The organism is Fulvivirga marina, from assembly GCF_016775155.1.
Taxonomy (GTDB): Bacteria; Bacteroidota; Bacteroidia; order Cytophagales; family Cyclobacteriaceae; genus Fulvivirga; species Fulvivirga marina.
Map to the genome: position 1 here is coordinate 200,157 of NZ_JAEUGD010000042.1, position 24,272 is coordinate 224,428.

A 24,272-nucleotide genomic window follows, 5' to 3' on the forward strand; every position below is an offset into this window, starting at 1 on the left:
AGATGCTGTTAAAAACCAAAGAAAAGATTCTGGATTTGAACATAAAAGCTCAGCCAGATGATGTGACCTGCGGTCCTACATGCTTACATGGAGTTTATCAATATTATGATGATAATGTGTCCCTCAGACAAGTAATCGATGAAGTGAAGCAACTGGCTTCAGGAGGAACAATCGCAGTACTATTGGGCAACCATGCTTTAAAAAGGGGCTACAATGCAACTATTTACACATACAATTTAGGCACGTTTGACCCATCATGGTTCAAGAAAAGAGTTGACCTTACAGACAAGCTCAAGGAACAGGTAAAGGCTAAGCCGGAAGATGAAAAACTTCAGGTGGCTACGGCAGGCTATTTACAGTTTTTGTCTAATGGCGGTACGATAAAATTTGAAGAGCTAACCCCTAATCTGATCAAATATTTTCTAACAAAGAAAATCCCCATCCTGACTGGTCTGAGTTCTACCTATCTGTACGAAAGCCCTCGTGAAACCGGAGAGTTCATTATAGGTACTGGAGAGTATGTTATCCGGTACGATGATGTCAACGGAGCGCCGACAGGGCATTTTGTGATCATTAATGGCTTTAATCAGGAGAAAAGGCTTGCCTTTATTGCCGACCCATTGGACCCCAATCCAATCAGTGAAAAGCAATACTATAAAGTAAGCTTTCATAAACTTATTAACTCTATAATGCTTGGAGTGATGACTTACGACGCCAATTTGCTAATCATATACCCTAAAAAGTATGCCTAAATTAATAATAACAGAAAACCCGGAAAAGTGGAACCTAAAATTTGAAGGAGCTGAGGTGATTTCACCTTCAGCCTATTTCAGTAAACCTGAATACCAGGAGTCAAAGACCTTTAAAATTATTAACCTGTGCAGATCGCATCAATATCAGAGTTTGGGGTACTATGTGTCTTTGTTGGCCGAGGCCAGAGGGCATAAAGTAATTCCGGAAATTGCTACGCTCCAGGACTTCCGGTTTCCATCGCTGATCAGAGATGATGCTGAGGAGTTTAATGCCCTCATTCAAAATAGCCTGAAATCTCAGTCAGAAAACAAGGTAGTGATTCATATTATGTTCGGGCAGGTTGATAACCCTCAATTCTCAAGAATTGGAGTTTTGCTTTTCAACCTATTTCAAATTCCGATAATACAGGCAGTATTTGTTAAAAAGGATAAATGGCAGTTGCAGGCTTTAAAGCCCCTCCATTTGAAGGGCCTTGATGAAGCCAATAGCAAAAAGCTACAGGAGGCACTATTTTTTTATATTACCGGTAAAAAGGTAGTTAGAAAGAAATATAGCCGGAAAAAATATGACCTGGCTATATTGATGAGTCCTGAAGATTCTACTCCGCCATCCAGCCCTAAAGCCATTCAGAAATTCATTGCTGCTGCTGATAAACTGGGCTTTAATACGGAGGTGATCACTAAAAATGATTTTGGAAAACTGGTACAGTTTGATGCCTTGTTTATTAGAGAAACCACCAATGTAAACCACTATACCTACAGGTTTGCAAAAAAGGCCGAGTCAGAAGGGCTTGTGGTAATAGATGATTCAAATTCTATTCTAAAGTGCACCAATAAGGTCTATTTACATGAGCTTCTTGTTGCCAATAAAATTGCCGTTCCGAAGTCCTATATTCTCAGGAAAGATAGTCAGAAAGTACCGGAAAACTTTAACTACCCGATGGTGATCAAACAACCTGATGGCTCCTTTTCAAAAGGCGTTAAGAAGGTATCGGATGAAAAACAATTGGCAGAAACATTAAAAGATCTTTTTCAGAAGTCAGAACTTCTTATTGTACAGGAGTTTATGCCTACGCCATATGATTGGCGTGTAGGAGTGGTCAATAAACAGCCTCTATATGTTTGCAAATACTTCATGGCGCAGAACCACTGGCAGATCGTAGACTGGAAAAAGAACGGGGAACATCGTGAAGGCAAAAGCGAAACCATAGCTGTTTCCGATGTCCCTAAAGTACTTATTGATACCGCATTAAAAGCAACAGCATTGATTGGTAATGGCTTGTATGGAGTAGATATCAAAGAGATCAATGGTAAGTTTTACGTCATTGAGATCAATGATAACCCCAATATTGATGCAGGTGTAGAGGACAGAATTATTAAAAATGGCCTATACACAAAGATTATGGAAACCTTCTTAGAGAGGATACAAAAACGATGAGTAATTCAAGATTACACCTTTTTCAGGGCTATGGCATAGAACTGGAATACATGATTGTTAACAAAGAGTCTTTGGCCATAAAACCAATAACTGATGAGCTCTTTAAAAAAATCAGCAATGAGTATGTAAGTGATATAAATAGAGGAAAAGTAACCTGGTGCAATGAGTTGGTTTTACATGTAGTAGAACTAAAGTGCACAAAGCCGGAGCTGAATCTTGAGGAGATGGCAAGTGAATTTCATGCCAATATCAAAGAGGTCAATAAAGAGCTGGCAACTTTTGATTCTCAATTGATGCCAACAGCTGCGCATCCACTGATGGACCCGAATAAAGAGACATTTTTATGGCCCCATGAGAGCAATGATATTTATGATACCTATAATAAAATATTTAATTGTTGCGGGCACGGGTGGTCTAACCTTCAGAGCACACATTTAAACCTGCCCTTCTATGATGATGAGGAGTTTGCACGGCTTCATGCGGCTATAAGGCTTGTATTACCCATATTACCCGCGATAGCTGCAAGTTCACCTGTTTTAGGAGGTAAGAACACCGGCTTTTTAGACAAGAGGCTGGACTATTATCAGAAAAACCAAAGAGTTATTCCCTCACTGACGGGTAAGGTGATCCCTGAAAGAGCATTTTCAAAGAGGCAATATCATAAATTAATATATGATCGCATAACTCTTGACATAGCTCCCCATGACCCTAAAAAGATATTACAGCCCGTATGGTTGAATTCCAGAGGAGCCATAGCTCGGTTTGACAGAGGGTCAATTGAAATCCGCATTCTGGATATACAGGAGTGCCCTAAGGCAGACCTGGCAATACTTGCATTGATCATTGGGCTCTTAAAAACACTGGTCAATGAGAAGCTGGTCTCTTTTCATGATCAGCAAAAATGGGAGATAGACCCCCTTCATGTCATATTTCAGGAAACAATAAAATATGGGGAACATGCCGTGATTGACAATGCCGCATATTTTGAAATTTTTGGAGTTTCCGGACATGAGCATATGACAGCGGGAGACCTTTGGGGTGAAATTCTCAAAAAGGTGGAGAAGCTGTACCCTGCTGATATTCAACCTTGGCTTACTGAGCTTAATATAATTCTGTCTCAGGGGACACTGGCAAGTAGGGTATTAAAATCATTGGCAGGTGTTTATTCCTTGGATAATATAAATCTGGTTTACAGGGAGTTGTCGGATTGTTTAATGTATAACGAAATGTTTGAATTATGCGTGGAAGAAAAATTTTGATTTCCTGCGAACATGCAGGTAATTATGTGCCTAAGGATTATAAATTCATGTTTGTTGATGCTGAAGAGGCCTTAGCCTCTCATCGTGGTTGGGATCCGGGAAGCCTTAAAATAGGCAAATACCTGGCTCGACATCTGGAAGCGCCACTATTTTATCAGAAAGTATCCCGGTTATTGGTCGAGACCAACAGGTCCCTAGACAATAAAGAGCTTTTTAGCGAATATACCCATAACATCAACAGAGGTATAAAGAATACATTACTGACTAAATATTATCATCCCTACAGAGATGGGATCGAGGGCAAAATTCAGAATTACATTACTCAGGGAGAGTCTGTGTTGCACTTATCCATCCATACGTTCACCCCACAACTCAATGGAATAGAGAGGACAGTGGATGTAGGACTCTTATATGATGATGAGCGAGAAGAAGAAAGGGCGTTTTGCGAGCAGTGGAAAGGACAGCTTGATAATATGCTTCCTGACAAGCTGGTTATGCTCAACTGTCCATACAATGGATCTGATGATGGCTTTACAACTTACTTAAGAACCAAATTCACTGGCAAAGCATATCTTGGGATAGAAGTAGAAGTTAACCAAAGGTATACAGGTACTCCTGCCATGAGCAAAATTAATGAGACCTTCAGCCAATCCCTATTGTCCAGGTTTCTCCCCACATAGAAGCGGGGAGAATATACCCACCTTTTTCAAAACGGCCTAATAACTAACTTATTAAGCGTTAATATTTTATTGATCCCTCTGACGGCCATAGATGATATGCCAGTTTTATCGACAGAACCTGCGCCTCATATATTCTTATAGTACAATACTTTCTCCTTCAGTATATATTTGTAGAATCAGTTAAGTAAAGTTGGTAAGTTTAACCTTCGGTCCATGCCTTTAACTGATTAAATCATTTTTTAAGTTTAACTGACAGATTAATGAAGTTAACAATCACAACATTTTTTATCTTGGTGAGTTTTGTAGGTTTTGCGCAGAACTCAGCACTTAAGCACAACACAGTCAAAACAGTGGCGTTGAACAAGGTCCAGGGGTATTTAGAACACCTACCTCCTGGTTACAGTAGTAATCCTACCAAGAAGTATCCCCTACTTATTTTTTTGCATGGCGCTGGAGAAAGAGGAAGCACACCAGCTGATATGTACAAGGTGGCCAAAAATGGACCTCCAAAAGAAATTGAAAATCAGGGAAGTCTATGCTTTGAAGTTAATGGCAAGCAGGAGTGCTTTATAGTACTGTCACCGCAGTTGACTGGTAGCGGCAACTGGACAGGGTATGCTCAAAAAGATTTTTGGAACTACGTACTGAATGGACCTAATAACTATCGTTATGACCCCAATAGAATTTACCTTACAGGTTTATCCCTTGGAGGTAACGGTGTTTGGGAAAGAGCCTATGATGTTGAAAACTCTAATAATAACCTGGCAGCCATAGCTCCACTATGTGCATGGGGAAATACCTCCAAAGGGTGCATAGTAGCAGAAAGAAATATACCTGTATGGGCATTTCATGGTACATCAGATGACGTGATCGGTTTCAACTCAGGGATAAGCATGTTTAATTCTGTAAACGACTGCGAAAGCAATACACAGCAGAATACGTTTACGGCGATTCAAGATGGTGAACACTGGATATGGAATGCTGTATATAAAACTGACCATTCTGAATACAGTCCAAATGTATACGAATGGCTATTAGCTCACACGCTTAATGATAGCGGAAGTGGCGGCGGAGGCGGTAGCTCTACTACAAACCAACCTCCTGTAGTAGATGCAGGTCAGGATTTAAACACAATAGTTGGAACGGAGTCAGTTAGTTTCGGTGCTGTGGCTTCTGATCCTGATGGCTCTATATCTGAGTTTACATGGACACAAGTTAGTGGACCTACGGCTACGATGTGGAATGCTGACAGAGCTAAATTAACGGTTGCTGATCTTGCAGAAGGTAGTTATGAGTTTAAGATTACAGTAACTGATAATGATGGAGCAAATGCTGCAGATAATGTTTTGCTTACAGTGGAAACACCCTCAGGCGGAGGAGGTACTACTAATGCATTACCTACAGTAAATGCTGGGGCAGATGTAAACGCAAGTACTACTGAAAGTGCTATCTATCTTATCGCTCAGGCATCTGATTCTGATGGTTCGATTGCTTCATATAGCTGGAAAAAGATAAGTGGTCCGGCGGTGAGCCTGTGGAATCCGGATAGAAGCAAGCTGACTCTCGTAAATTTTGTCGAAGGCACCTATTTGCTGGAAATAACTGTACAGGATAATGACGGAGGTCAGGCCAGTGATCAGGTAACTGTAGTAGTAGGAGGTGGCTCAAGTTCAGGTGGTGGAGATACCAGTAATTCAACAGCAACACTTAAGAATAAGGTTTCATCCGATGGAATGCCCTATGCAGAATATCTTCCATCTGGCTATAACACATCTGAGAAATACCCGGTGATTATTTATCTGCACTCTGACGCAGCAGAAGGAACTAACCTGGATCTGGTAAAAGCTGAAGGCCCTCTATACTATGCAAATCAGGGTAAAGAGATATGTGCGAACGGACAGTGCTTTATAGTACTTAGCCCGCAGATCGAAAAGGGATCTGGTTTTTGGAAAGGAAAAGTAGATAGATTTTACAATTATGCAGTGGCAAATTATCCAGTTGATCAAAACCGTATATTTCTTGTAGGGTTTGATGGAGGAGCAGTTGACGGTCTTTATAGGTTGATGGATGGTACCAATAGCCCTAACAGATGGGCAGCTACAGCCGCAATAAGCTACTCTATGCCGTTATCAGTGGCGTGCAACATCGCATCAAGTGGAACTGCGTTCTATATGGCAAACTCCACGCTGGACGAAGAAAACAATTATAACAATGCACTAAGCTTTTACAATGAAGTAGATGGCTGTACGTCAAATACAACACTATTTGTGACTGAAGGAGGTAATCAGGAGCAAAGCTGGAAAAACTCTTTTGATCCGGAAATTACAAACCTTTATGCATGGTTGCTCAACCAGACACTTGGAACTCAGGCCTCAGGTGCTCGTATGTCAGGTGAGGAGACTCAGGTTGTTGAGTCAAATAACTTATTCGAAGGCAATCTAGCAAATTTCGAAAGGAATTTCAGAACTGACAGAAGCTTACTGTCATTGACTACTGATGGGCAGCCGGTAAAAATTGAAGTGAAGTCAATCAATGGCATCACGATTAAGCAAGTAAATAGCAACGGAGAGGTGACACTTGACGATGTAGAAAATGGTATTTACCTGTATTCGATAGAAGATGAACAGAACAACCTGCTTCAAAGAGGGCGGATCGTGAAGTTTTCAAGATAAAACCTGTGTTTGATTATTTGTATAAGGCTGCCGTAAAGGGCAGCCTTATTTATGTTTTAAGGTTTTGAAAGGCTCTGAATGCCAGGGCAAGGCTGATTAAAGTAAGCAATGCTCCAAGTAAAAATGGCGCTCCGGGGAAGTATATCTCATAGATATTGGGATCGGTAAAATATGCAAAGATGCCTGTCATGAGAGGAGGCCCAACAATTGAAGTAATGCTAATTAGGCTTGTAAGTCCCCCTTGTAGCTCACCCTGCTCAGAGGTCGGTACTTGGTTTGACATAATTCCTTGTAGTGAAGGACCTGCCAGTCCTCCCATAGCATATATTACAGTGAAAGCAAACATCATCCACCCTTCATTGGCCAAGGCGAACAACAGGAAACCCATAGCATATACAAATAGCCCAATATAAACACCTTTAATCTGACCTATTTTAGGTAAAATAATGCGGATAAGCAGTCCCTGTACTAGCGCCACCATTAAGCCTACAAAAGCAAGAGAATATCCAACCCACTCTTCCGTCCACTTGAATTTTTCCATGGTAAAGTATGCCCAGGTACTTTGAGTAGCATGAGCAGCTATATAAACCAATATCAGAGAAGATACGAGGCCAAGGATTACAGGGTATTTTTTAAATTGAAGCAAGGCACCGGCCGGGTTGGCTCGTTTCCAGTCAAAAGTTCGTCTGTCTTCCGGTTTTAATGATTCAGGTAATACAAGGAAACCATATAGCCAATTGATGAGTGTAAGTGCAGCTGCAGCTATAAACGGAATACGTGGGCCAAATTGACCTAAAACACCACCTAAAAGAGGGCCTACGATAAATCCTAATCCGAAAGCGGCGCCGATGATACCAAAGTTTTGCGAGCGTTTTTCAGGCGGACTAACATCAGCAATATAGGCTGAGGCAGTTGTAAAGCTGGCTCCTGTAATTCCGGAAACTAACCTTCCCAGAAATAGCCAGCCAATGGTTGGTGCCACCGCCATGAATATATAATCGATACCAAAACCTAAAAGAGAAAAAAGTAAGACAGGGCGACGCCCAAACCGGTCACTTAAGCCGCCCAAAACAGGAGCAAAGAGAAACTGCATGGAGGCATAGGCAAACACCAGCCATCCACCATATACTGCAGCATCGCTGATATCGCCTTGAATAAGCTCTGCAATAAGTGTTGGCATAACTGGAATAATGATGCCAAGGCCAATAACATCAATCAGGAGTGTAACAAATATGAATCCAATAGCTGCTTTGTTATTCTTCATGCCTCTGAAAAAATTTGATCTAAGGTAGTCTAAAAAAACGAAAATCATTATCGGAGGGAAAAGTAGGTGAGAATGTGTATGTACTTGTTATATTTGGTCGGCTGAGTTCGATTAAACTTGTAGCGAAGTCTTTTATATTCAATAATAAAAAGTAAACAATCTATGAAAGCAGACCTTCGAAGCGATACAGTGACCAAACCTACGGTAGGAATGTTAGAAGCTATGATGAGCGCCCAGGTTGGTGATGATGTTTTTGGTGAAGATCCCACTGTAAATGCACTGGAAGAAAAATGTGCCAAGCTTTTTGGGATGGATGCCGCCATCTATTGCCCTTCAGGTACTATGACAAATCAGATAGGTATCAATGTGCTTTCAAACCCATATGAAGAAGTGATTTGTTACAAGGGTTCCCATATCTATAAATATGAAGGGGGTGGAGTAGCAGGCAATAGCGGCTTATCGTTCAGACTGTTGGAAGGTAATAGAGGCAGAGTAGACCTTGAGGATGTTTTAGCTAATATTAACCCTGATGATGTGCATTGTCCTGTATCCTCTATTGTTGCTCTTGAAAATACAGTAAATAAAGGAGGGGGTAGTTTTTATACACTAGCTGAAATTGCAGAGATAGCTGAAGCTTGTATTTCTCGTGGCATCAAAATGCATCTGGATGGAGCACGTCTTTTTAATGCCTTGGCAGAAACAGGTGATAAGCCTCAGGACTATGGTCAGTATTTCGATACTATTTCAATCTGTTTATCCAAAGGTCTTGGAGCACCTGTAGGATCTGTATTGCTGGGAAAGGCAGAACACATTCGTAAAGCAAGACGTATGCGTAAGGTGTTTGGCGGAGGTATGCGTCAGGCCGGATATCTGGCAGCTGCTGGCATATATGCGCTTGACCATCATGTAGAGAGACTTGGAGAAGATCATAGGAGGGCGAGAGAAATAGGCGAAGTGCTGGAGGGCCTGCCTTATGTTAATCATGTGCTTCCTGTAGATACCAATATTTTAATTTTCGAACTTGTAGAAGGAATAACTGCAGAAACCTTTTTGAATAAACTTGATCTTCAGGGAGTAAAAGCCGTTGCTTTTGGGCCACGAGAGATACGGTTCGTAACGCACCTGAATTTTGATGATAAAGCATTGGGCTTTACCATAGACGTATTGCGTCAGCTTAGCTTTTGATGGCTTAGTTGCAATAGAAGTACAGGCTGGTAGAAGTTGAGGGCAACTCAGTATGCCCTCCTTTTGTGTATAAAGTAGTATATGATGGCCGCCAGTATATTGGCAAAGACTGCAAGGATAGTCCAAAGAAGTTTAGAAGTTTCGTCCAACCTTTTATTGACAACCCAGACATCATAAATAACCCAAACTGCACACACTAGTCCTATTAAATAGATTAATCCACTCATTATTTTTATGTTCCGGTTTTTTAATTGATACCTGTGAAATTATCAAAAACCGTTGAGCTAAGCAATCATTTCTGGCTAACCAGATAAACGCCGAGCATAATTACCAAGGAATAAAGTATGGTGAGTACATCCAATTGATCACCACGGAATGCTACAGCCACTAATGTGGCAAACACGGGTTGTAAATAAATGTAACTGCCAACCAAAGAAGAGTTTACAAATTTCAGTGTCCAAACATTAAGCAGGTAGACCAGAAATGTAGCTGCAATGATCACAAAGCCTATGTAAAGCCAGATAGTCACTGGTATTATTGTCCAGTTGACAGTGGAGAGCTCGCTAATCCCAAAGGGGAAAGCTATTATACCTCCAAATAAAAACACCCATTTAATAACTGTAATTGATTTGTACTTGGCCATTAAAGGTTTTACTAATACCAGATAAACTGCATAAGAAGAACCATTGATGAGTATAAGGAGGTCTCCTAAGAATGTTCCTTTGCTAAGAGAAACACCATCTTTTGTAAGTAGTAGGTATGCACCAACTGCACCTATAAAAAAACCAATGCTTTTCTTGACCGTTATACTCTCTTTGCCCAGTGCATAGGCTACTATCATCACCATGATTGGAGAGGTGGTCATAATTACCGAACCATTTATAGGGTTGGTAAGGCTGAGACCTTTAAAAAAAAGAAGCTGATTGGTGGCAACACCAAACAGGCCACATAGAAAGAGCAGCCCGAAATCCTTTCTAGACTTTATTTTATCTGTACCAGTGATGCTGCTTAATAACCAAAAAAGTAAAGTTGCACTGGCAATTCGAAAAACAATAAAGCCAAAGGGTTCTAAATATGCAGGCATTACGAACTTTGCAACCGTGTAGTTAAAACCGTAGATCAGAGTGACAAAGAGAAGTGTGCTATGAATTGTTATCTTTCCAGGCATGCTCAAAATTATCACTTAAAGCATTGAAAATTGTTACCTTTAAAATAAAATACTGTGATGTTTGATTTGAATTTACCATTGGCAGAACGCATGCGGCCGACTTCTCTTGATGATTTGATTGGGCAGGAACATTTGGTAGGCGAGGGTGGAATTTTAAGAAAGACCATCAAGTCAGGGGTGGTTCCATCGATGATATTATGGGGTCCTCCCGGGGTGGGCAAAACTACTATTGCTAATATTATTGCCAATCAGGTAAAGTCACCTTTTTATACCTTAAGTGCGGTAAGTGCAGGTGTAAAAGATGTTAGGGAGGTTATTGATAAAGCCAAAAGGCAATCAAAAGCTATTCTTTTTATTGATGAGATACATCGCTTTAATAAATCGCAGCAGGATGCATTACTAGGGGCAGTAGAAAAAGGTACCATTACATTGATTGGTGCCACTACCGAAAACCCCTCCTTTGAAGTGAATTCGGCTTTGCTTAGCCGGAGTCAGGTTTATACACTGAGATCGCTAGCCGAGGAGGATTTACTCAAGCTAATTGATCTTGTGCTGAAAAAGGATGAAAAGCTAAAAAAGAAGAAGGTACACCTGACAGAGTACAAAGCATTGCTGAACATTTCAGGAGGGGACGCGCGAAAACTACTCAATCTGTTGGAATTGGTCTTTGATTCGCTGGCTGGGGAAGAAATTGAGATCACGGATCAGAAGGTGATGGATATTGCACAGCAGCGAGTGGCGATTTATGACAAATCCGGTGAGCAGCATTACGATATTATTTCAGCTTTTATTAAATCTCTAAGAGGGAGTGATCCTAATGCTGCTGTCTATTATATGGCCCGTATGATAGAGGGTGGAGAAGATGTTAAGTTTATAGCTCGCCGCATGTTGATTATGGCTTCGGAAGATATTGGCAATGCTAACCCTACAGCTTTAGTTATTGCTAACAATACTTTTCAGGCAGTGAATGTTATTGGGTATCCTGAAGCTGAGATTATACTTTCGCAATGTGCTACCTATCTGGCTTGTTCTCCCAAAAGCAATGCTAGCTATATGGCTATTAAAAAAGCAAAGGCCTTGGTAAGAGAGACTGGGGATCTGCCTGTGCCTATGTCCATAAGAAATGCTCCCACTAAGCTGATGAAAGACTCCGGCTATGGCAAAGGGTATAAGTATGCACACGATTTTGCTAATAATTTTGTGGATATGGAGTTCTTGCCTGATCAGATCAAAAGCTCAAAGTTTTATGACCCGGGCAAGAATGCTCGTGAAGAAGAAATGAGAAAACGCTTAAAAGCTCTCTGGAAGGATAAATACGGGTATTAGTTAGTGGTGGCAACTGGGACTAAAAAGAGTAAATTGTTGAGGTGCTAAATCTGATGCTTCGCATTTAATGACTCCAGTACCTGATCTTTATAAAGTCTGCCAATGGGTAGTTCTTTTCCGGGGACCTCTATAGAAGTAGCAGAATATGTCTCAATTTTTTTTACAGCGACTATGAATGAACGGTGAATTCGAAGAAAGCACTCCTCAGGCAATTTTTCTTCCAGATAGCTTATTTTTTGATGGGTAATTACTTCTTTGTCACAGGTTTTGATTCTAACATAGTCTTTAAGGCTTTCAATGTATAGAATGTCTCTTAGTTGCACTTTGACCATTTTTTTGTCAGCTTTCAGAAAGATATAAGCTTCTTCCGATTCTATATCATTGCTGATTTCAGAAGCACCATGAGAAATATCCGTATGGTAAACTCTACTGACGGCCTTCAAGAACCTTTCAAATGAAATAGGTTTGAGCAGGTAGTCTACCACATTTAATTCATACCCCTCCAGGGCGTAATCTCTGTAGGCGGTGGTTATAATTACTTTAGGTGGGTTTTGGAGCGTTTTTACAAAATCCAGTCCTGTAAGCTTGGGCATCTGGATGTCCAGAAAGATCAGGTCGACAGGCTCTTTTTTGAGGATATCAAATGCCTTTAAAGCATTACTGCACTTGGCCACTATTTCTATATTCTCTAACCGGGCTATGTAAGATTCAATGACTTCGATGGCAAGAGGCTCATCATCTACTATGATACACCTGATCTTCATTTTATTATTTACGTTTTTTGGGAGTATTCGTTTAAGTGTAGTTTGAGTACTATGAGATACGACTCATCCGTGTCCAGAACTTTTAGCTCATAGGCTCCGCCATAGAGTAACTCCAGTCTGCGGTTTACATTTTGTAGACCTATACCTTCTCTGTAGTTCTGCTCATCTATGGTTTGGTCCGTACTCTTACTGTTATCTACTTTTAAGGTCAGTAGGTCATCCTTCACATTGAGATCAATACTGATCCAGGAGTGATCTGTTTCCCCGCTAACACCATGTTTAAAGCTGTTTTCAACAAAGGGGAGGACTATCATGGGGGCAATAGTTTTTCCGGATATTTCCCCCCTTACTGAAAATGATACATCCAATCGTTCTCCATACCTTAGTTTTTCCAAGGCTACATAATTTTTTGCCAGCTCTATTTCTTTAGTTAGGGGCACTGTCTCCGTGTTGCACTCATAAAGCATATAGTTGAGCAGGTCCGATAGCTTTAAAACTATTTCAGGTGTGCTGTCAGATTTTTTGAGAGCAAGTGCGTATAAGTTGTTCAGTGTGTTGAAAAGGAAATGAGGATGTATTTGAGCTCTCAAAAACTTTAATTCAGCCTGCAGTTTGTCTCTTGCCAGGCTCTGAGAGTCTTGTTGTACCCTATACCAGTGCTTGAAGAATTTAATAAGCGTTGCCAATACCACAACGGGATAAATGTATGTTGCCGATTTGAGTATTTTCAGCGGATGCCAAAGGCCACCCCAGTCATCATCGGGATAATAAAGAGGACGTTCTATATAATATGCCGTTAGCCAGTGTATAGCTCCCGCTACCAGTAGTACGAGAAGGGCCCAAAAGAAAAAAGGGAAGTACTTTTCTTTGAGCAGATATTTAGGCAGAAGAATGTATATAGTGATATAAGTAGCAAACAGTTTCTCAGGGAGGTATAACAGCTGCATCTTAAATTGGTGAAGATAATCGTCATTAAAACTTCCCCACAATACAGCAAAGAAAGTAGTAAACACCAACCAAAAGAAAATGTGCTTTAGCACCCTTGGCGTTTTTTGATAAAATACTGTAAATTTCTTCTGCACGCTATACCCTTTTATATCATAAAAATAACCCAGATAACCTTCTTAAAATTGCGTTCATAAAGATAATTCGACATATAGCAGAAACCTAATGATGAACAAAGGCTTAATGCCCATGTTCATATTCTTATTGAGGGTAATTTTGATGAAATTGTCTTAATTTGCGTACTATCGTTTAAAATTTAGTGATGCAGAAACCCGCGTTGATTTTTGAGCATTCCCCATGGTTTTTATTACTATGTCTGTTGGCCGGAGCGGCATATGCACTTCTTTTGTACACAAAATCAGGTCCATGGAGTACCAGCTTAAACAAATTACTGTTTGTGTGTCGAATGTTGACAGTAACCATAATTGCGGCATTACTCATTTCACCTGTACTAAAGCAAATTAAGAATATTATAGAGCAGCCAGCTATGATTTTTGCCATAGACAACTCACGGTCCTTGGGAGAAGTGATGGATAGTGTGCAGTTAAGAAAGTTTAATGATAAAATAAAGCAGGTGGCTTCGGGAATAGAGGATCAGTATCGTATTGAATTTCGCAACCTGTCTGGCGTGCAAAGTGATGAATTTCCAGAGTTTATTAATTATAATAAGCAGAGTACGGATCTAAGCAGTTTGCTTAATGATATAAAACAGGATTATGAAGGGCGCAACTTAGGAGGAGTCGTGCTCGTTTCGGATGGTATTTACAATCAGGGTATTTCTCCAACATTTGCAGATTACAACTTTGATGTTTTTACATTGGGGGTAGGTGATACCATTCCCAAGTCAGATTTGTCCATCATATCGCTGTTGTACAATAAAATATCCTACCAAGGTAATAAATTTCCATTGATAGCCCAGGTGACACATCGTGGTTATACTGGTGAGCAGGTAACGGTTTCAGTGATAAAAAATGGAAATGTAATTGCTGACCAACAGGTGAAGCTAGGCGCCGATAATCAATTAGTAGATGTAAAGTTTCTCATTGATGCAGAAGAAAATGGCTACCAGCGTTACCAGGTAAGTGTTCAAAGGAAAGACGGAGAGTTTACTTATACCAATAATCTACAGCAAGCTTATATAGAGGTTATTGAAGGCAAAGAGCAAATAGCACTTCTGGCTCCGGCACCACATCCAGATATCAAGGCCATAAAATCGGCTGTTGAGAGTAATGCTAACTACACCATAGATCAATATATATTGAGCCTTAACGAGGATGTTCAGAAGCTGTCCTCTTCCAAAAAAAAATATGATCTGGTTATCTATCATCAAATCCCAGACCAAAGCGGGCTATACTCACGTTTTGCAGATAAGTTTGAGAAAGAAAAGACGTCTGCCTTGATCATATATGGTTCGCAAACCAATGTGAGGGAATTCAATACGTTTAATAAGGTACTCTCATTAGATGCTATTCCAGGTGAGTATGATCATGTAACTGCTGTATTTAATCAGGGTTTTAACAGTTTTAAACTTTCCGATGAGCTACAGCAGTCCATGGATGAGTTTCCTCCCGTGGTAGTACCCTTCGGCCGTATTTCAATGTCCTCTGATGCGGATATTTTGCTATATCAGCAAGTTGGAAGTATTGCAACCAATAAGCCATTAATAGCTGTTATGCATCGGGATGGAAACAAAAGGGGAGTGGTCCTGGGAAGTGGCTTATGGCTGTGGAAGCTCACTAATTATGCTAAAAATGGCAACGACCAGGCCTTTAATGAATTGATGACTAAGCTGGTTCAATATCTCTCTTCAAAAGAAGACAAGAGGAAATTCAAGACTTACCCTGTTAAAAATGAGTTTCTTACTAACGAGAAAGTGGTTTTTGACACAGAAGTTTACAACGATCTGTATGAGAGAGTTTACGGTAACAAAATTGACCTTTCTCTCACTGACGCTGAAGGTAACAAGTATAACTACAGCTATATTACCAATGAAAACAATACTCGCTATGAGGTTAGCGGACTTCCGGAAGGGGTTTACGGGTACATGGCCGCTACCCAGCTTGGGGATAAACGTGAGGTAGTAAATGGAGAATTTCTGATTAAGGAATTGCAGATCGAAAATATTAATCTCACTGCAGATTTTAATCTGTTGAGGAAGCTGTCCGATAAAACAGGAGGAAAGTTTTACAGGGTAGATGAAATAGATCGCTTCAAAGATGAACTAGCCACATTTAAGGCTCAGGGCACTATTCACACGAGCGAAAAATACCTTCCATTTATTCATTTGAAATGGTTATTCTTCTTGCTGATGTTTTTACTTACCAGTGAATGGTTAATAAGAAAGTATAGTGGAGGATATTAATAACCCTACAATGCTAAAAAACTGTCAAGAAATACTCGGTTGAAGTAGAGCGCTGCTTTACTAAACTTTAAAGCTAACCTTTCAGCCATATTGGCAGTGGGTAGTCATTCAAGTAGGAGCAAATCTAACTCTCGGGCTTGGCCTTTTCTGGATTAATACTTTCAACGTGTTATTTGCGAAATCTAACTGCAGGGCTGTTATCTCGTTAGACCTGGAGGTAGGGGACGGTTAGTTTTACTAATCTTCAAAGACTTGGTAAACGAGACATGAATTTTTAACGAGATTATGGGGTTAATTTACATATCAAGCCTAAGCCCTCGTATAAACAAGAAGGCCATCTCTCTCGAAATGGCCTTCTTTATTTTAGTCGAGGCTAATTATTATTCCTCTTTTTCCTCTTTTTTAGACGCTTTTGGTTTTTTTACTTTAAGCTTCAACTCCTCACCTTTGCCATCGTAATCCGCTACAATGGTAGAGCCTTCCTCAATCTCTCCTTTAAGGATTTCTTCAGCAACAGAATCTTCAAGATATTTCTGAATGGCTCTGTTTAGTGGCCTTGCACCATATTGAGGATCATACCCTTTTTCAGCCAGGAAGTCTTTCGCTTTTGTTGTCAACTCTACATTGTAGCCAAGCGCTTTAATTCTCTGGAAGAGTTTATCCAGCGTGAGGTCAATGATTTTGTGAATATCTTCTCTTTGTAGAGAGTTAAACACAATCACATCGTCAAGTCGGTTGAGAAACTCAGGGCTGAATGCTTTTTTCAAAGCGCTCTGAATGGTTGATTTCATTATTTCATCGGCATTGTTTTGCTTCGATGATGGAGAAAAACCAATTCCGGCACCGAAGTCCTTCAAATCCCTAACACCAATGTTGGAAGTCATGATGATGATGGTATTACGGAAATCAACTCTTCGGCCCAAACCATCAGTAAGTATTCCGTCATCAAGTACCTGAAGCAACAAGTTAAATACATCAGGGTGAGCTTTTTCGATTTCATCCAGCAATACAACACTGTATGGCTTTCTTCTCACCTTTTCGGTAAGCTGTCCACCCTCTTCGTACCCTACATATCCCGGAGGCGCTCCTACCAGTCGCGATACAGAGAATTTCTCCATGTATTCACTCATGTCTATCCTGATCAGCGTATCCTCTTTATCGAACAGGTATGTAGAGAGTACTTTTGCAAGCTCAGTTTTACCTACACCCGTTGGTCCCAGGAAAATAAATGATCCAATAGGTTTCTTAGGATCCTTTAATCCTACTCGAGTTCTTTGGATTGCCTTAGTAAGCTTTTTAATGGCGTCATCTTGTCCGATCACTTTACCGCTCAATTCCTGGTTCATTCCGAGAAGCTTATTGCTTTCTTTCTGAGCGATACGTTTAGTAGGTATGCCAGTCATCATAGCTATAACATCGGCTACATTTTCAGCATCTACTGTATAGCGTTTGCTCTTTGTTTCCTCTTCCCATCTATGCTTAGCCTGCTCTAGTTGTTCAAGGAGTTTTTTCTCCTTGTCTCTTAATTGGGCAGCCTCTTCATACTTCTGGCTTTTTACAACCTGATTTTTCTCTTCCTTGATGTCTTCAATAGCAGCTTCAAGCTTTACAATTTCATCAGGAACGTGGATATTATTAATATGTACTCTAGCTCCGGCCTCATCAAGAACATCTATAGCTTTGTCTGGCAAATACCTGTCACTGATATATCGGTCAGAGAGTTTCACACATGCTTCTATCGCCTCAGGCGTATAGTTTACATGGTGATGATCTTCATATTTTTCTTTGATGTTGTCCAGTATCTGTATGGTTTCTTCAGGTGTGGTTGCATCAACCATTACCATTTGGAACCTTCTGGCTAGAGCGCCATCTTTTTCAATATACTGTCTGTACTCGTCAAGCGTAGTAGCACCAATACATTGAATCTCTCCTCTGGCCAAGGCAGGCTTGAACATATTGGAGGCATCTAACGAGCCCGAAGCACCACCAGCACCTACTATCGTATGAAGCTCATCTATGAAAAGGATCACTTCAGGTGATTTTTCCAATTCATTCATTACAGCCTTCATTCTTTCTTCAAACTGGCCACGGTATTTAGTGCCAGCTACTAAAGAGGCAAGGTCCAGAGTAACGACCCGCTTACCGAAAAGTACCCTTGATACTTTCTTCTGCACAATTCTAAGTGCAAGGCCTTCTGCAATGGCAGTTTTACCGACGCCCGGCTCACCTATAAGTATTGGGTTGTTTTTCTTTCTACGGCTTAGAATTTGAGCTACCCGTTCGATTTCTTTTTCACGGCCTACGATAGGATCCATCTTGTTCTCTTCAGCCAGTTTGGTCAGGTCACGACCGAAGTTATCCAGCACCGGAGTTCTGGATTTTTCAGTGCCCTTTTTCTCTTTTCCGGCTCCTGAGCCCGCTCCACCTCCGAAAATTTTAGATGAATCATCATCTGGGTCGTCAGTGTCTGATGATGCCATAGGGTTTTCTGTCTGGTATTCCAGAAGCTCCTTGACAACATCATAGTTGACATCAAATTTTTCGAGAATTTGTGTGGCAATGTTATCTTCATCTCTTAAGATGGACAATAACAGATGCTCTGTACCTATGAGCTGGCTTTTGAATATTTTGGCCTCTAAGTAAGTTATTTTTAATACCTTTTCGGATTGGCGTGTTAGAGGGATATTGGCCAGATTTTTTACATCGTGAGAAGCGGTACCTTTAGAGACTTTCTCTACGGCTCCTCGTAATTCATCAAGCGCTATTCCTAACTTCCTAAGCAGACCAACTGCTACACCTTCTCCTTCTCTGATCATTCCCAGCAGTAGGTGCTCAGTGCCGATATAGTCATGCCCAAGTCGTAACGCCTCTTCCCGGCTTAGTGAAATTACTTCTTTAACTCTATTTGAAAATTTTGCTTCCATATTTGAGCAATTCTAGTGACTTGTGTAAATGTATGATTTCTTCAAAAATATTACCACCTTCCATGGTAGTATTTACAAGAATGATTTATTAATCGTTTAACGAAATACTAATTCTAAATGTTCATTCTTATGCCATCGAATTAGTAACAGTTGCTGCCGCGTTTGGCCCTTCGCAAAACAAGAGGTCAATTATACTAAGGTTAGCCACAAAAGTACTGCCAAAAACTTGCTGATAGGGTTGAGGGTGATAAAAGGCATTTTGCTCATAACGCTGTTTTGGGTGAATAACTGACCTCAGGTCAATTATATTGCTTTCAGGCTTTTTCTCAAACTTATCTGTAAAATTTATTACAGGGTCAATCTGTAATAATTTAAGACATAATGTCAGTAGATTCAAGTTAAAGTCAAAGAGAAATTTTTCTCTTTTTTGGAATTCACCCTCAAAATAGTCCGAAAAAAACTCATAAAATGGTGCCCGACCATATGCTGACATTATGGTTCGCCAATGGTCATTATACCATTTCTCTTTGTAGCTTATTTTGATGTCCTTTATTTTAATTTTCTTATTGCCCCCTACTACAGGAACGGACAAGCGTTCAACTTTATTGGCACTTAATAGATGACACCTGTTTCGGTAGGTTTGTTTGATGTAGTATTCTTCCTTTTCAATAAGAATAGTATCAAACTTTTTGAGACAGGTAAAATATTCAATACATGGCAGGTAATGAATATCTATAAGTGCGGTTTTTTTGTCAGGCATACTCATGAATATCTCCAAGTCCTTCCCTGAGTACAACAAATTCTTCTTGCGTACAATCAACTACAGTGGACGGAATATTCCCTCCAGGTCCTCCATCTATAACAATATCAACCTGATTTTTAAATTCTTCAAAAATCACTTCAGGGTCAGTGTTATATTCCAGTACGTCATCATCATGCTTGATAGATGAGGTTACAATAGGGTTGCCCAAGATGTTTACGATCATTCGGGGAATGTTATTATCCGGAATCCTGATCCCAACTGTTTTTTTATTTACATTAAGTATTTTAGGTACATTACTGTTGGACTCCAAAATGAATGTAAAGGGGCCTGGGAGTGCCTTTTTCAATACCTTAAAGGTTGGGGTGTCTATACGCTTTACGTAATTGGAAATGTCACTTAGGTCATAGCAAATAAAAGAAAGATTGAAGTCTTTGGGCCTGATGCCCTTGAGCCAACAGAGTTTGTCTATTGCTTTTTTGTTGAAAAGATCACAGCCAATACCATAAATTGTGTCAGTGGGGTAAATAACAATTCCTCCATTCTTCAACACATTTACAATGTGTTCAATTTTATTTCTTTCCGGGTTTTCCTGGTATAGTTTAATTAATTCCGCAGGCATCAGGCTGATTATTTAAATGTATATGCTAAGTTACTGAAAAGAAATAATACATTTAATAAGCGTGAATTGTACTGGTGCTTTTGAAAATAAAAAAGCCCGGTCTTGGAAACCGGGCTCCGTGTTATTGAATTACTATCTGACCATAATGTCATTAAAATTCTCCAAACACTACAGTATGGGCAATAATCCAGATACCATCCCCATTCGTATCATTAACTGTAAATGATGCGGCATGAGTTGTTGGATAGTCTGAGGGAAGAGGGCCAAAGATTTTATTATATCCATATTGGCCTGGAGCCAATGTTGTCGGCATAAAGTCTCCAATATAGATGTGCACTTCCTGTAACGAATACCCACTAAGGTTATAAGTTACTTCTACAGAGTTTCCTGTCATAGTGATAGTAACTGTTCCAACCAGTGTGCCTTTGGCAGTATTGTTTAGACCTGCACCGGCCCAAACATCAAAGGTGTAGGTTCCGTCGGCAGTAAAATTGCCGGCCCATCCCCATCTGTTTTTGGTTAAGGCCAGTGAGGCGTAGGATTCAGGGTTACACTTATTTCCAGTTGTGAAGACATAGCCTGTTCCGAAACCTCCGGTTTTATCAAATTTACCAAAAGCTGTTTCGCAAGTACCTTCAGACGGAGGAGGGGGTGTTTCGCAGCATCGAGGAGTGTATATAGAGTAATACCATGGAACTGAACCATCTACTTTTACACCACCCCCATATGCACTGGATACACCGATGCCGCCATAGCCATTATCAACTAATACGTCAGCATTTAATACTAAATAAACAGAGCCACTGCCACATTCCGACGAGTTATACCCTGGAATTCCTGCCAAAGGAACCGCGAATGTGTGCTCAGTGCCGTTGACCGTTGCTTTGTAAGGAAACAAGCCTGTATTTGGAATGCCATAGAGGTTTTGTGGCATTAAGTTAAGGTCGGTACCTGCCCATAACCTCACATTATTGTTAATATTCAGAAATCCTTGAATAGAATAGACGGTTACATAGAGGTTAATTTCATCATTATAAATTGTTACGGTACCTGCGTAAATATCATTTTCTGCAAAGAGCGTCCCCTCCTGTGGTTCACCACAGAACTCAACTCCTGGCGCTATCAGAGTTGGTGAGGTAATGTTACTGTCATCGGACAAAGCGGGTTCTACGGTATTAACCGATAGAGGGTCGCAGGCGATTAATGCAATACCTAGCATTAATGTCATAAGGGTTTTCATTGTTGCTTTCATGCTGTGTTATGTGTTTATATTTCAAATAACCTTACATGATTATATCGGTAGAATTTAAGCCAACTATCAACCTAGGTGTAAGTGTTTATAAAATAGGATATATAAGTTAATAATAATTTTAATACTTAACAAATAGAAAAATTTTTGCTTAAATTTTAAATATTATGTTATGTTTCCGAATTGTATTATAGGTGTGTTTTGGGGAAATTTAATTTAAAATAGTACATGATTTTTTTCAGAAGTAATCAATTTTTCATGAAGTATGTCCTTAGTTGTACTCACAGGTGCTGCAGACATAATGCATGTTAAAAAAGGAGAGGAACTATTTTATGGAAGGAATTATTACTTTTGTCGAAGTTAGAGGGTGGTGATTACTCACTCTGAAAGCAATGTTAATATTTACTTAAAATCATATGATGAAAAGAAGGAATATCTTCGTCATTTTTATTTTAGTCTTTACCATACTATTATCTTCATTCTCATTTTACGTTTATCAAATGATTTATTCACCAAATTTTCTTGTGGATAAGGAAGATAGGGTAATTATTATTGAGTCAGATGAGACTTTTAAATCCTTGCAGGATAAGTTATACGACCTTAATTATGTTCAGGATCTTGTCTCGTTTAGCTTTTTGGCTAAATTGATGAATTATGATACTCAGATCAAATCGGGCAGATACCTTATAAAGGCAAATATGTCTAATCTTCAGGCCATTCGAATGCTGAGGGCGGGGTTGCAGCAGCCGGTTAATGTTACCTTTAATAATCTCAGGTTGAAGGAAGAGTTAGCCGGGAGACTTACCAGGAATGTGGAGATAACTTCCGAAGACTTTAATAAAGCGCTGAAGCATTATGTTGAGACCAATAAAGAGGGGTTCAACGAGAATAATATAATCAGTATGTTTATTCCTAATACCTATCAGGTGTATTACGATATTTCTGGAGAGGACCTTGTTGAACGTATGCATAGTGAGTACGAAAGGTTTTGGAGTGATGAGCGAAAACAGAAAGCTAAAAACATTGGACTTACCCCTTTAGAAGTTTCAACTCTGGCTTCAATAGTGCAGGCGGAGAGTATAAAAAAGGATGAAAGCCCCAGGATAGCGGGGCTGTATATTAATCGGTTGCAGAAGGGGATAGCACTGCAGGCGGATCCAACACTGGTTTTTGCTTCCGGTGATTTCACTATCAAACGAGTGCTTAATATTCACAAGGAAATAGATTCTCCTTATAATACTTACAAATACCCCGGATTGCCTCCCGGCCCTATTAACATGCCGTTTATACATTCGATTGATGCCGTGCTGAATTATGAGGACCATAACTATGTATATATGTGTGCTCGTGAAGATTTTTCCGGGTATCACAATTTTGCAAGTAACTACAATGAACATTTGAGGAATGCAGCGCGATACCAAAAGCAATTGACTATTGAACAGCGTAAAGCGAGAATGAACAACAGTAATTAATGTTTGAGCAAACCACCCAAGTAAGAGTAAGATACGCCGAAACAGACCAGATGGGGTATGTATACTATGGCAACTACGCAGCCTACTATGAAGTGGCGAGGGTTGAAAGTCTGAGAAGCCTGGGCCTGAGTTATAAAGAGCTGGAAGACCAGGGGATAATGATGCCTGTTCTGGAAAACAAATCGAAATATCTGGCTCCTGCCAAATACGATGAGCTTCTTACCATTAAGACTACCATTAAAAAGAAACCGGCCGTAAGGATTCAATTTGATTATGAAATTTATAACGAATCTGATAAATTGATCCATATAGGAGAGACCCTTTTGGTTTTTGTAGATATGAAAACGGGCAGACCTTGCATAATGCCGGAGGTGATGGCGAATTTGCTCAATCCTTTTTTTGAATAAATGAAGAAAAGAATTACCAAATATATTCTGGAGAGCAAGTATTATCACGGGCTCATAGACCTTCTAAAGCGGGTCAGATTCCGGAGTTATGATGATCTCACACTTTATGAGATCATTATGGTCTTAATTGGTAAGCTCAAGAAAGATGAAATTATTGAAAGAGCCAATGCGGTTGCATTTAATTTTACCGTAGCGGTATTTCCCGCAATCATTTTCCTTTTTACACTTACTCCCTACATTCATCAGGTAATACCAGGAGTAAGTAAAGACTCCATTATGCAATTTATAGGTGATGTGATGCCTGAGAGTATGTATGTTACCGTATACGCTACTGTTGAAGATATTGTAGGTAATACCAGAGGAGGTCTACTCACGTTCGGTGCAGTGTTCTCCTTGTACCTGGCTACCAATGGTATGATGTCCTTAATGAAAGCCTTTAACTCATGTTACAAAACAATAGAGAAAAGAGGCTTTTTTAAGATGCGGTTGGTGGCAACCGGCCTTACAGTTATGCTAGCTGTCGTATTAATCCTGGCCAGTGTACTTTTAGTAATAGGAAACGCTGCGGTTGATGCTATCAACAACTTTCAATGGTTGGATATAGAGGACTACTTGATTTATATCTTCTTTCTATTGCGTTTTGTTGTGCTTTTTATTGTATTTTTCCTGGCGATCTCCTTTATTTATTATTTTGGACCAGCCGTCCATTATAACTGGAGGTTTTTCTCAATAGGTTCGTTGATAGCTACACTTCTCAGTATGGGCGTGACCTATGGTTTTTCATTTTATATATCCAACTTTGCTACTTACAACAAGCTTTATGGCTCATTAGGGGTTTTAATAGCCTTGATGATCTGGCAGGAGATTCTTTCCATAGTGTTGTTGGTAGGTTATGAAGTTAATGCCAGTGTACACCACGCTCACCGTATTTCAGGTATAGATGAAAGTAAGTTAGCTAGCTAG

Annotated in this window: 20 protein-coding genes; 11 read left to right on the forward strand and 9 right to left on the reverse strand. The window is 40.0% G+C overall.

The genetic code is table 11. The features are described from left to right. The first annotated feature begins 2 nt into the window (after nt 1-2). The 5 genes from JMN32_RS11660 (at nt 3) to JMN32_RS11680 (ending at nt 6,801) form a co-directional block, all read left to right on the forward strand. Nucleotides 3-752, forward strand: coding sequence for a cysteine peptidase family C39 domain-containing protein (locus JMN32_RS11660; RefSeq protein WP_202856506.1), 750 nt, complete (start codon nt 3-5; stop codon nt 750-752). Further along, nucleotides 745-2,190, forward strand: coding sequence for a RimK family protein (locus JMN32_RS11665; protein ID WP_202856507.1), 1,446 nt, complete (start codon nt 745-747; stop codon nt 2,188-2,190). Before JMN32_RS11660 ends, JMN32_RS11665 begins: the two co-directional genes overlap by 8 nt. After that, on the forward strand, nt 2,187-3,449 hold the full coding sequence (locus tag JMN32_RS11670) for a carboxylate-amine ligase (protein WP_202856508.1): 1,263 nt from the start codon (nt 2,187-2,189) through the stop codon (nt 3,447-3,449). The genes JMN32_RS11665 and JMN32_RS11670 overlap by 4 nt, the downstream gene beginning before the upstream one ends. Continuing rightward, nucleotides 3,428-4,129: an N-formylglutamate amidohydrolase gene (locus JMN32_RS11675; protein WP_202856509.1), complete on the forward strand. Its 702-nt coding sequence runs from the start codon at nt 3,428-3,430 to the stop codon at nt 4,127-4,129. Before JMN32_RS11670 ends, JMN32_RS11675 begins: the two co-directional genes overlap by 22 nt. Before the next feature lie 260 nt (nt 4,130-4,389). Further along, nucleotides 4,390-6,801: a carboxylesterase family protein gene (locus JMN32_RS11680; protein WP_202856510.1), complete on the forward strand. Its 2,412-nt coding sequence runs from the start codon at nt 4,390-4,392 to the stop codon at nt 6,799-6,801. Nucleotides 6,802-6,850: 49 nt separating this feature from the next. On the opposite strand, the gene JMN32_RS11685 is transcribed toward JMN32_RS11680, so the two are convergent. Next, a complete protein-coding gene (locus JMN32_RS11685; RefSeq protein WP_202856511.1) occupies nt 6,851-8,065 on the reverse strand; it encodes a TCR/Tet family MFS transporter in 1,215 nt (404 codons plus the stop codon). Nucleotides 8,066-8,227: 162 nt separating this feature from the next. Between JMN32_RS11685 and JMN32_RS11690 the strand changes: the two genes are divergently transcribed. Then, the gene (locus JMN32_RS11690; RefSeq protein WP_202856512.1) at nt 8,228-9,250 is read left to right on the forward strand and encodes a threonine aldolase family protein; all 1,023 of its coding nucleotides are present in this window, start codon (nt 8,228-8,230) and stop codon (nt 9,248-9,250) included. A gap of 47 nt (nt 9,251-9,297) precedes the next feature. Here the strand turns inward: JMN32_RS11690 and JMN32_RS27735 are convergent, their stop codons facing one another. Both JMN32_RS27735 and JMN32_RS11700 read right to left on the reverse strand, forming a co-directional pair. Next, nucleotides 9,298-9,477, reverse strand: a complete 180-nt coding sequence (locus JMN32_RS27735) for a PLDc N-terminal domain-containing protein (protein WP_202856513.1) — start codon at nt 9,475-9,477, stop codon at nt 9,298-9,300. Nucleotides 9,478-9,542: 65 nt separating this feature from the next. Continuing rightward, nucleotides 9,543-10,418, reverse strand: a complete 876-nt coding sequence (locus JMN32_RS11700; protein WP_202856514.1) for a DMT family transporter — start codon at nt 10,416-10,418, stop codon at nt 9,543-9,545. Nucleotides 10,419-10,475: 57 nt separating this feature from the next. Here JMN32_RS11700 and JMN32_RS11705 point away from each other — a divergent pair, with 57 nt between their 5' ends. Then, entirely contained in the window at nt 10,476-11,744 is a 1,269-nt protein-coding gene (locus JMN32_RS11705) for a replication-associated recombination protein A (RefSeq protein ID WP_202856515.1), read from the forward strand. Nucleotides 11,745-11,788: 44 nt separating this feature from the next. Here JMN32_RS11705 and JMN32_RS11710 read toward each other — a convergent pair whose 3' ends face one another. Both JMN32_RS11710 and JMN32_RS11715 read right to left on the reverse strand, forming a co-directional pair. After that, complete coding sequence (locus JMN32_RS11710) at nt 11,789-12,508, reverse strand: LytR/AlgR family response regulator transcription factor (RefSeq protein ID WP_202856516.1); 720 nt, start codon at nt 12,506-12,508, stop codon at nt 11,789-11,791. Between the two features lie 8 nt (nt 12,509-12,516). Further along, nucleotides 12,517-13,590: a sensor histidine kinase gene (locus JMN32_RS11715; RefSeq protein ID WP_202856517.1), complete on the reverse strand. Its 1,074-nt coding sequence runs from the start codon at nt 13,588-13,590 to the stop codon at nt 12,517-12,519. A gap of 185 nt (nt 13,591-13,775) precedes the next feature. On the opposite strand from JMN32_RS11715, the gene JMN32_RS11720 reads away from it, so the two are divergent. Continuing rightward, entirely contained in the window at nt 13,776-15,875 is a 2,100-nt protein-coding gene (locus JMN32_RS11720) for a hypothetical protein (protein WP_202856518.1), read from the forward strand. 380 nt (nt 15,876-16,255) lie between these two features. On the opposite strand, the gene JMN32_RS11725 is transcribed toward JMN32_RS11720, so the two are convergent. The 4 genes from JMN32_RS11725 to JMN32_RS11740 form a co-directional block, all read right to left on the reverse strand. After that, nucleotides 16,256-18,799, reverse strand: a complete 2,544-nt coding sequence (locus JMN32_RS11725) for an ATP-dependent Clp protease ATP-binding subunit (protein WP_202856519.1) — start codon at nt 18,797-18,799, stop codon at nt 16,256-16,258. 127 nt (nt 18,800-18,926) lie between these two features. Then, nucleotides 18,927-19,559, reverse strand: coding sequence for a WbqC family protein (locus tag JMN32_RS11730; RefSeq protein WP_238354443.1), 633 nt, complete (start codon nt 19,557-19,559; stop codon nt 18,927-18,929). After that, nucleotides 19,552-20,181, reverse strand: a complete 630-nt coding sequence (locus JMN32_RS11735; RefSeq protein WP_202856520.1) for an L-threonylcarbamoyladenylate synthase — start codon at nt 20,179-20,181, stop codon at nt 19,552-19,554. The genes JMN32_RS11730 and JMN32_RS11735 overlap by 8 nt, the downstream gene beginning before the upstream one ends. Nucleotides 20,182-20,332: 151 nt before the next feature. Then, nucleotides 20,333-21,433, reverse strand: a complete 1,101-nt coding sequence (locus JMN32_RS11740; RefSeq protein WP_202856521.1) for a hypothetical protein — start codon at nt 21,431-21,433, stop codon at nt 20,333-20,335. A 416-nt stretch (nt 21,434-21,849) separates the two neighbouring features. Here JMN32_RS11740 and mltG point away from each other — a divergent pair, with 416 nt between their 5' ends. The 3 genes from mltG to JMN32_RS11755 are packed head-to-tail and all read left to right on the forward strand — an operon-like array spanning nt 21,850 to nt 24,272. Further along, the gene (gene mltG, locus JMN32_RS11745) at nt 21,850-22,902 is read left to right on the forward strand and encodes an endolytic transglycosylase MltG (protein WP_394369172.1); all 1,053 of its coding nucleotides are present in this window, start codon (nt 21,850-21,852) and stop codon (nt 22,900-22,902) included. Further along, on the forward strand, nt 22,902-23,309 hold the full coding sequence (locus tag JMN32_RS11750; protein WP_202856523.1) for an acyl-CoA thioesterase: 408 nt from the start codon (nt 22,902-22,904) through the stop codon (nt 23,307-23,309). The genes mltG and JMN32_RS11750 overlap by 1 nt, the downstream gene beginning before the upstream one ends. Further along, nucleotides 23,310-24,272, forward strand: coding sequence for a YihY/virulence factor BrkB family protein (locus tag JMN32_RS11755; RefSeq protein ID WP_202856524.1), 963 nt, complete (start codon nt 23,310-23,312; stop codon nt 24,270-24,272).

What these genes read in the sequence shown, in the direction of transcription:
- JMN32_RS11755 (WP_202856524.1), top strand. Translation starts at nt 23,310, where the DNA reads ATGAAGAAAAGAATTACCAAATATATTCTGGAGAGCAAGTATTATCAC.
- JMN32_RS11720 (WP_202856518.1), top strand. Translation starts at nt 13,776, where the DNA reads ATGCAGAAACCCGCGTTGATTTTTGAGCATTCCCCATGGTTTTTATTA.
- JMN32_RS11675 (WP_202856509.1), top strand. Translation starts at nt 3,428, where the DNA reads ATGCGTGGAAGAAAAATTTTGATTTCCTGCGAACATGCAGGTAATTAT.
- mltG (WP_394369172.1), top strand. Translation starts at nt 21,850, where the DNA reads ATGAAAAGAAGGAATATCTTCGTCATTTTTATTTTAGTCTTTACCATA.
- JMN32_RS11730 (WP_238354443.1), bottom strand. Translation starts at nt 19,559, where the DNA reads ATGCCTGACAAAAAAACCGCACTTATAGATATTCATTACCTGCCATGT.
- JMN32_RS11740 (WP_202856521.1), bottom strand. Translation starts at nt 21,433, where the DNA reads ATGAAAGCAACAATGAAAACCCTTATGACATTAATGCTAGGTATTGCA.
- JMN32_RS11680 (WP_202856510.1), top strand. Translation starts at nt 4,390, where the DNA reads ATGAAGTTAACAATCACAACATTTTTTATCTTGGTGAGTTTTGTAGGT.
- JMN32_RS11670 (WP_202856508.1), top strand. Translation starts at nt 2,187, where the DNA reads ATGAGTAATTCAAGATTACACCTTTTTCAGGGCTATGGCATAGAACTG.
- JMN32_RS11690 (WP_202856512.1), top strand. Translation starts at nt 8,228, where the DNA reads ATGAAAGCAGACCTTCGAAGCGATACAGTGACCAAACCTACGGTAGGA.
- JMN32_RS11685 (WP_202856511.1), bottom strand. Translation starts at nt 8,065, where the DNA reads ATGAAGAATAACAAAGCAGCTATTGGATTCATATTTGTTACACTCCTG.
- JMN32_RS11725 (WP_202856519.1), bottom strand. Translation starts at nt 18,799, where the DNA reads ATGGAAGCAAAATTTTCAAATAGAGTTAAAGAAGTAATTTCACTAAGC.
- JMN32_RS11735 (WP_202856520.1), bottom strand. Translation starts at nt 20,181, where the DNA reads ATGCCTGCGGAATTAATTAAACTATACCAGGAAAACCCGGAAAGAAAT.
- JMN32_RS11700 (WP_202856514.1), bottom strand. Translation starts at nt 10,418, where the DNA reads ATGCCTGGAAAGATAACAATTCATAGCACACTTCTCTTTGTCACTCTG.
- JMN32_RS11660 (WP_202856506.1), top strand. Translation starts at nt 3, where the DNA reads ATGCTGTTAAAAACCAAAGAAAAGATTCTGGATTTGAACATAAAAGCT.
- JMN32_RS11710 (WP_202856516.1), bottom strand. Translation starts at nt 12,508, where the DNA reads ATGAAGATCAGGTGTATCATAGTAGATGATGAGCCTCTTGCCATCGAA.
- JMN32_RS27735 (WP_202856513.1), bottom strand. Translation starts at nt 9,477, where the DNA reads ATGAGTGGATTAATCTATTTAATAGGACTAGTGTGTGCAGTTTGGGTT.
- JMN32_RS11750 (WP_202856523.1), top strand. Translation starts at nt 22,902, where the DNA reads ATGTTTGAGCAAACCACCCAAGTAAGAGTAAGATACGCCGAAACAGAC.
- JMN32_RS11705 (WP_202856515.1), top strand. Translation starts at nt 10,476, where the DNA reads ATGTTTGATTTGAATTTACCATTGGCAGAACGCATGCGGCCGACTTCT.
- JMN32_RS11665 (WP_202856507.1), top strand. Translation starts at nt 745, where the DNA reads ATGCCTAAATTAATAATAACAGAAAACCCGGAAAAGTGGAACCTAAAA.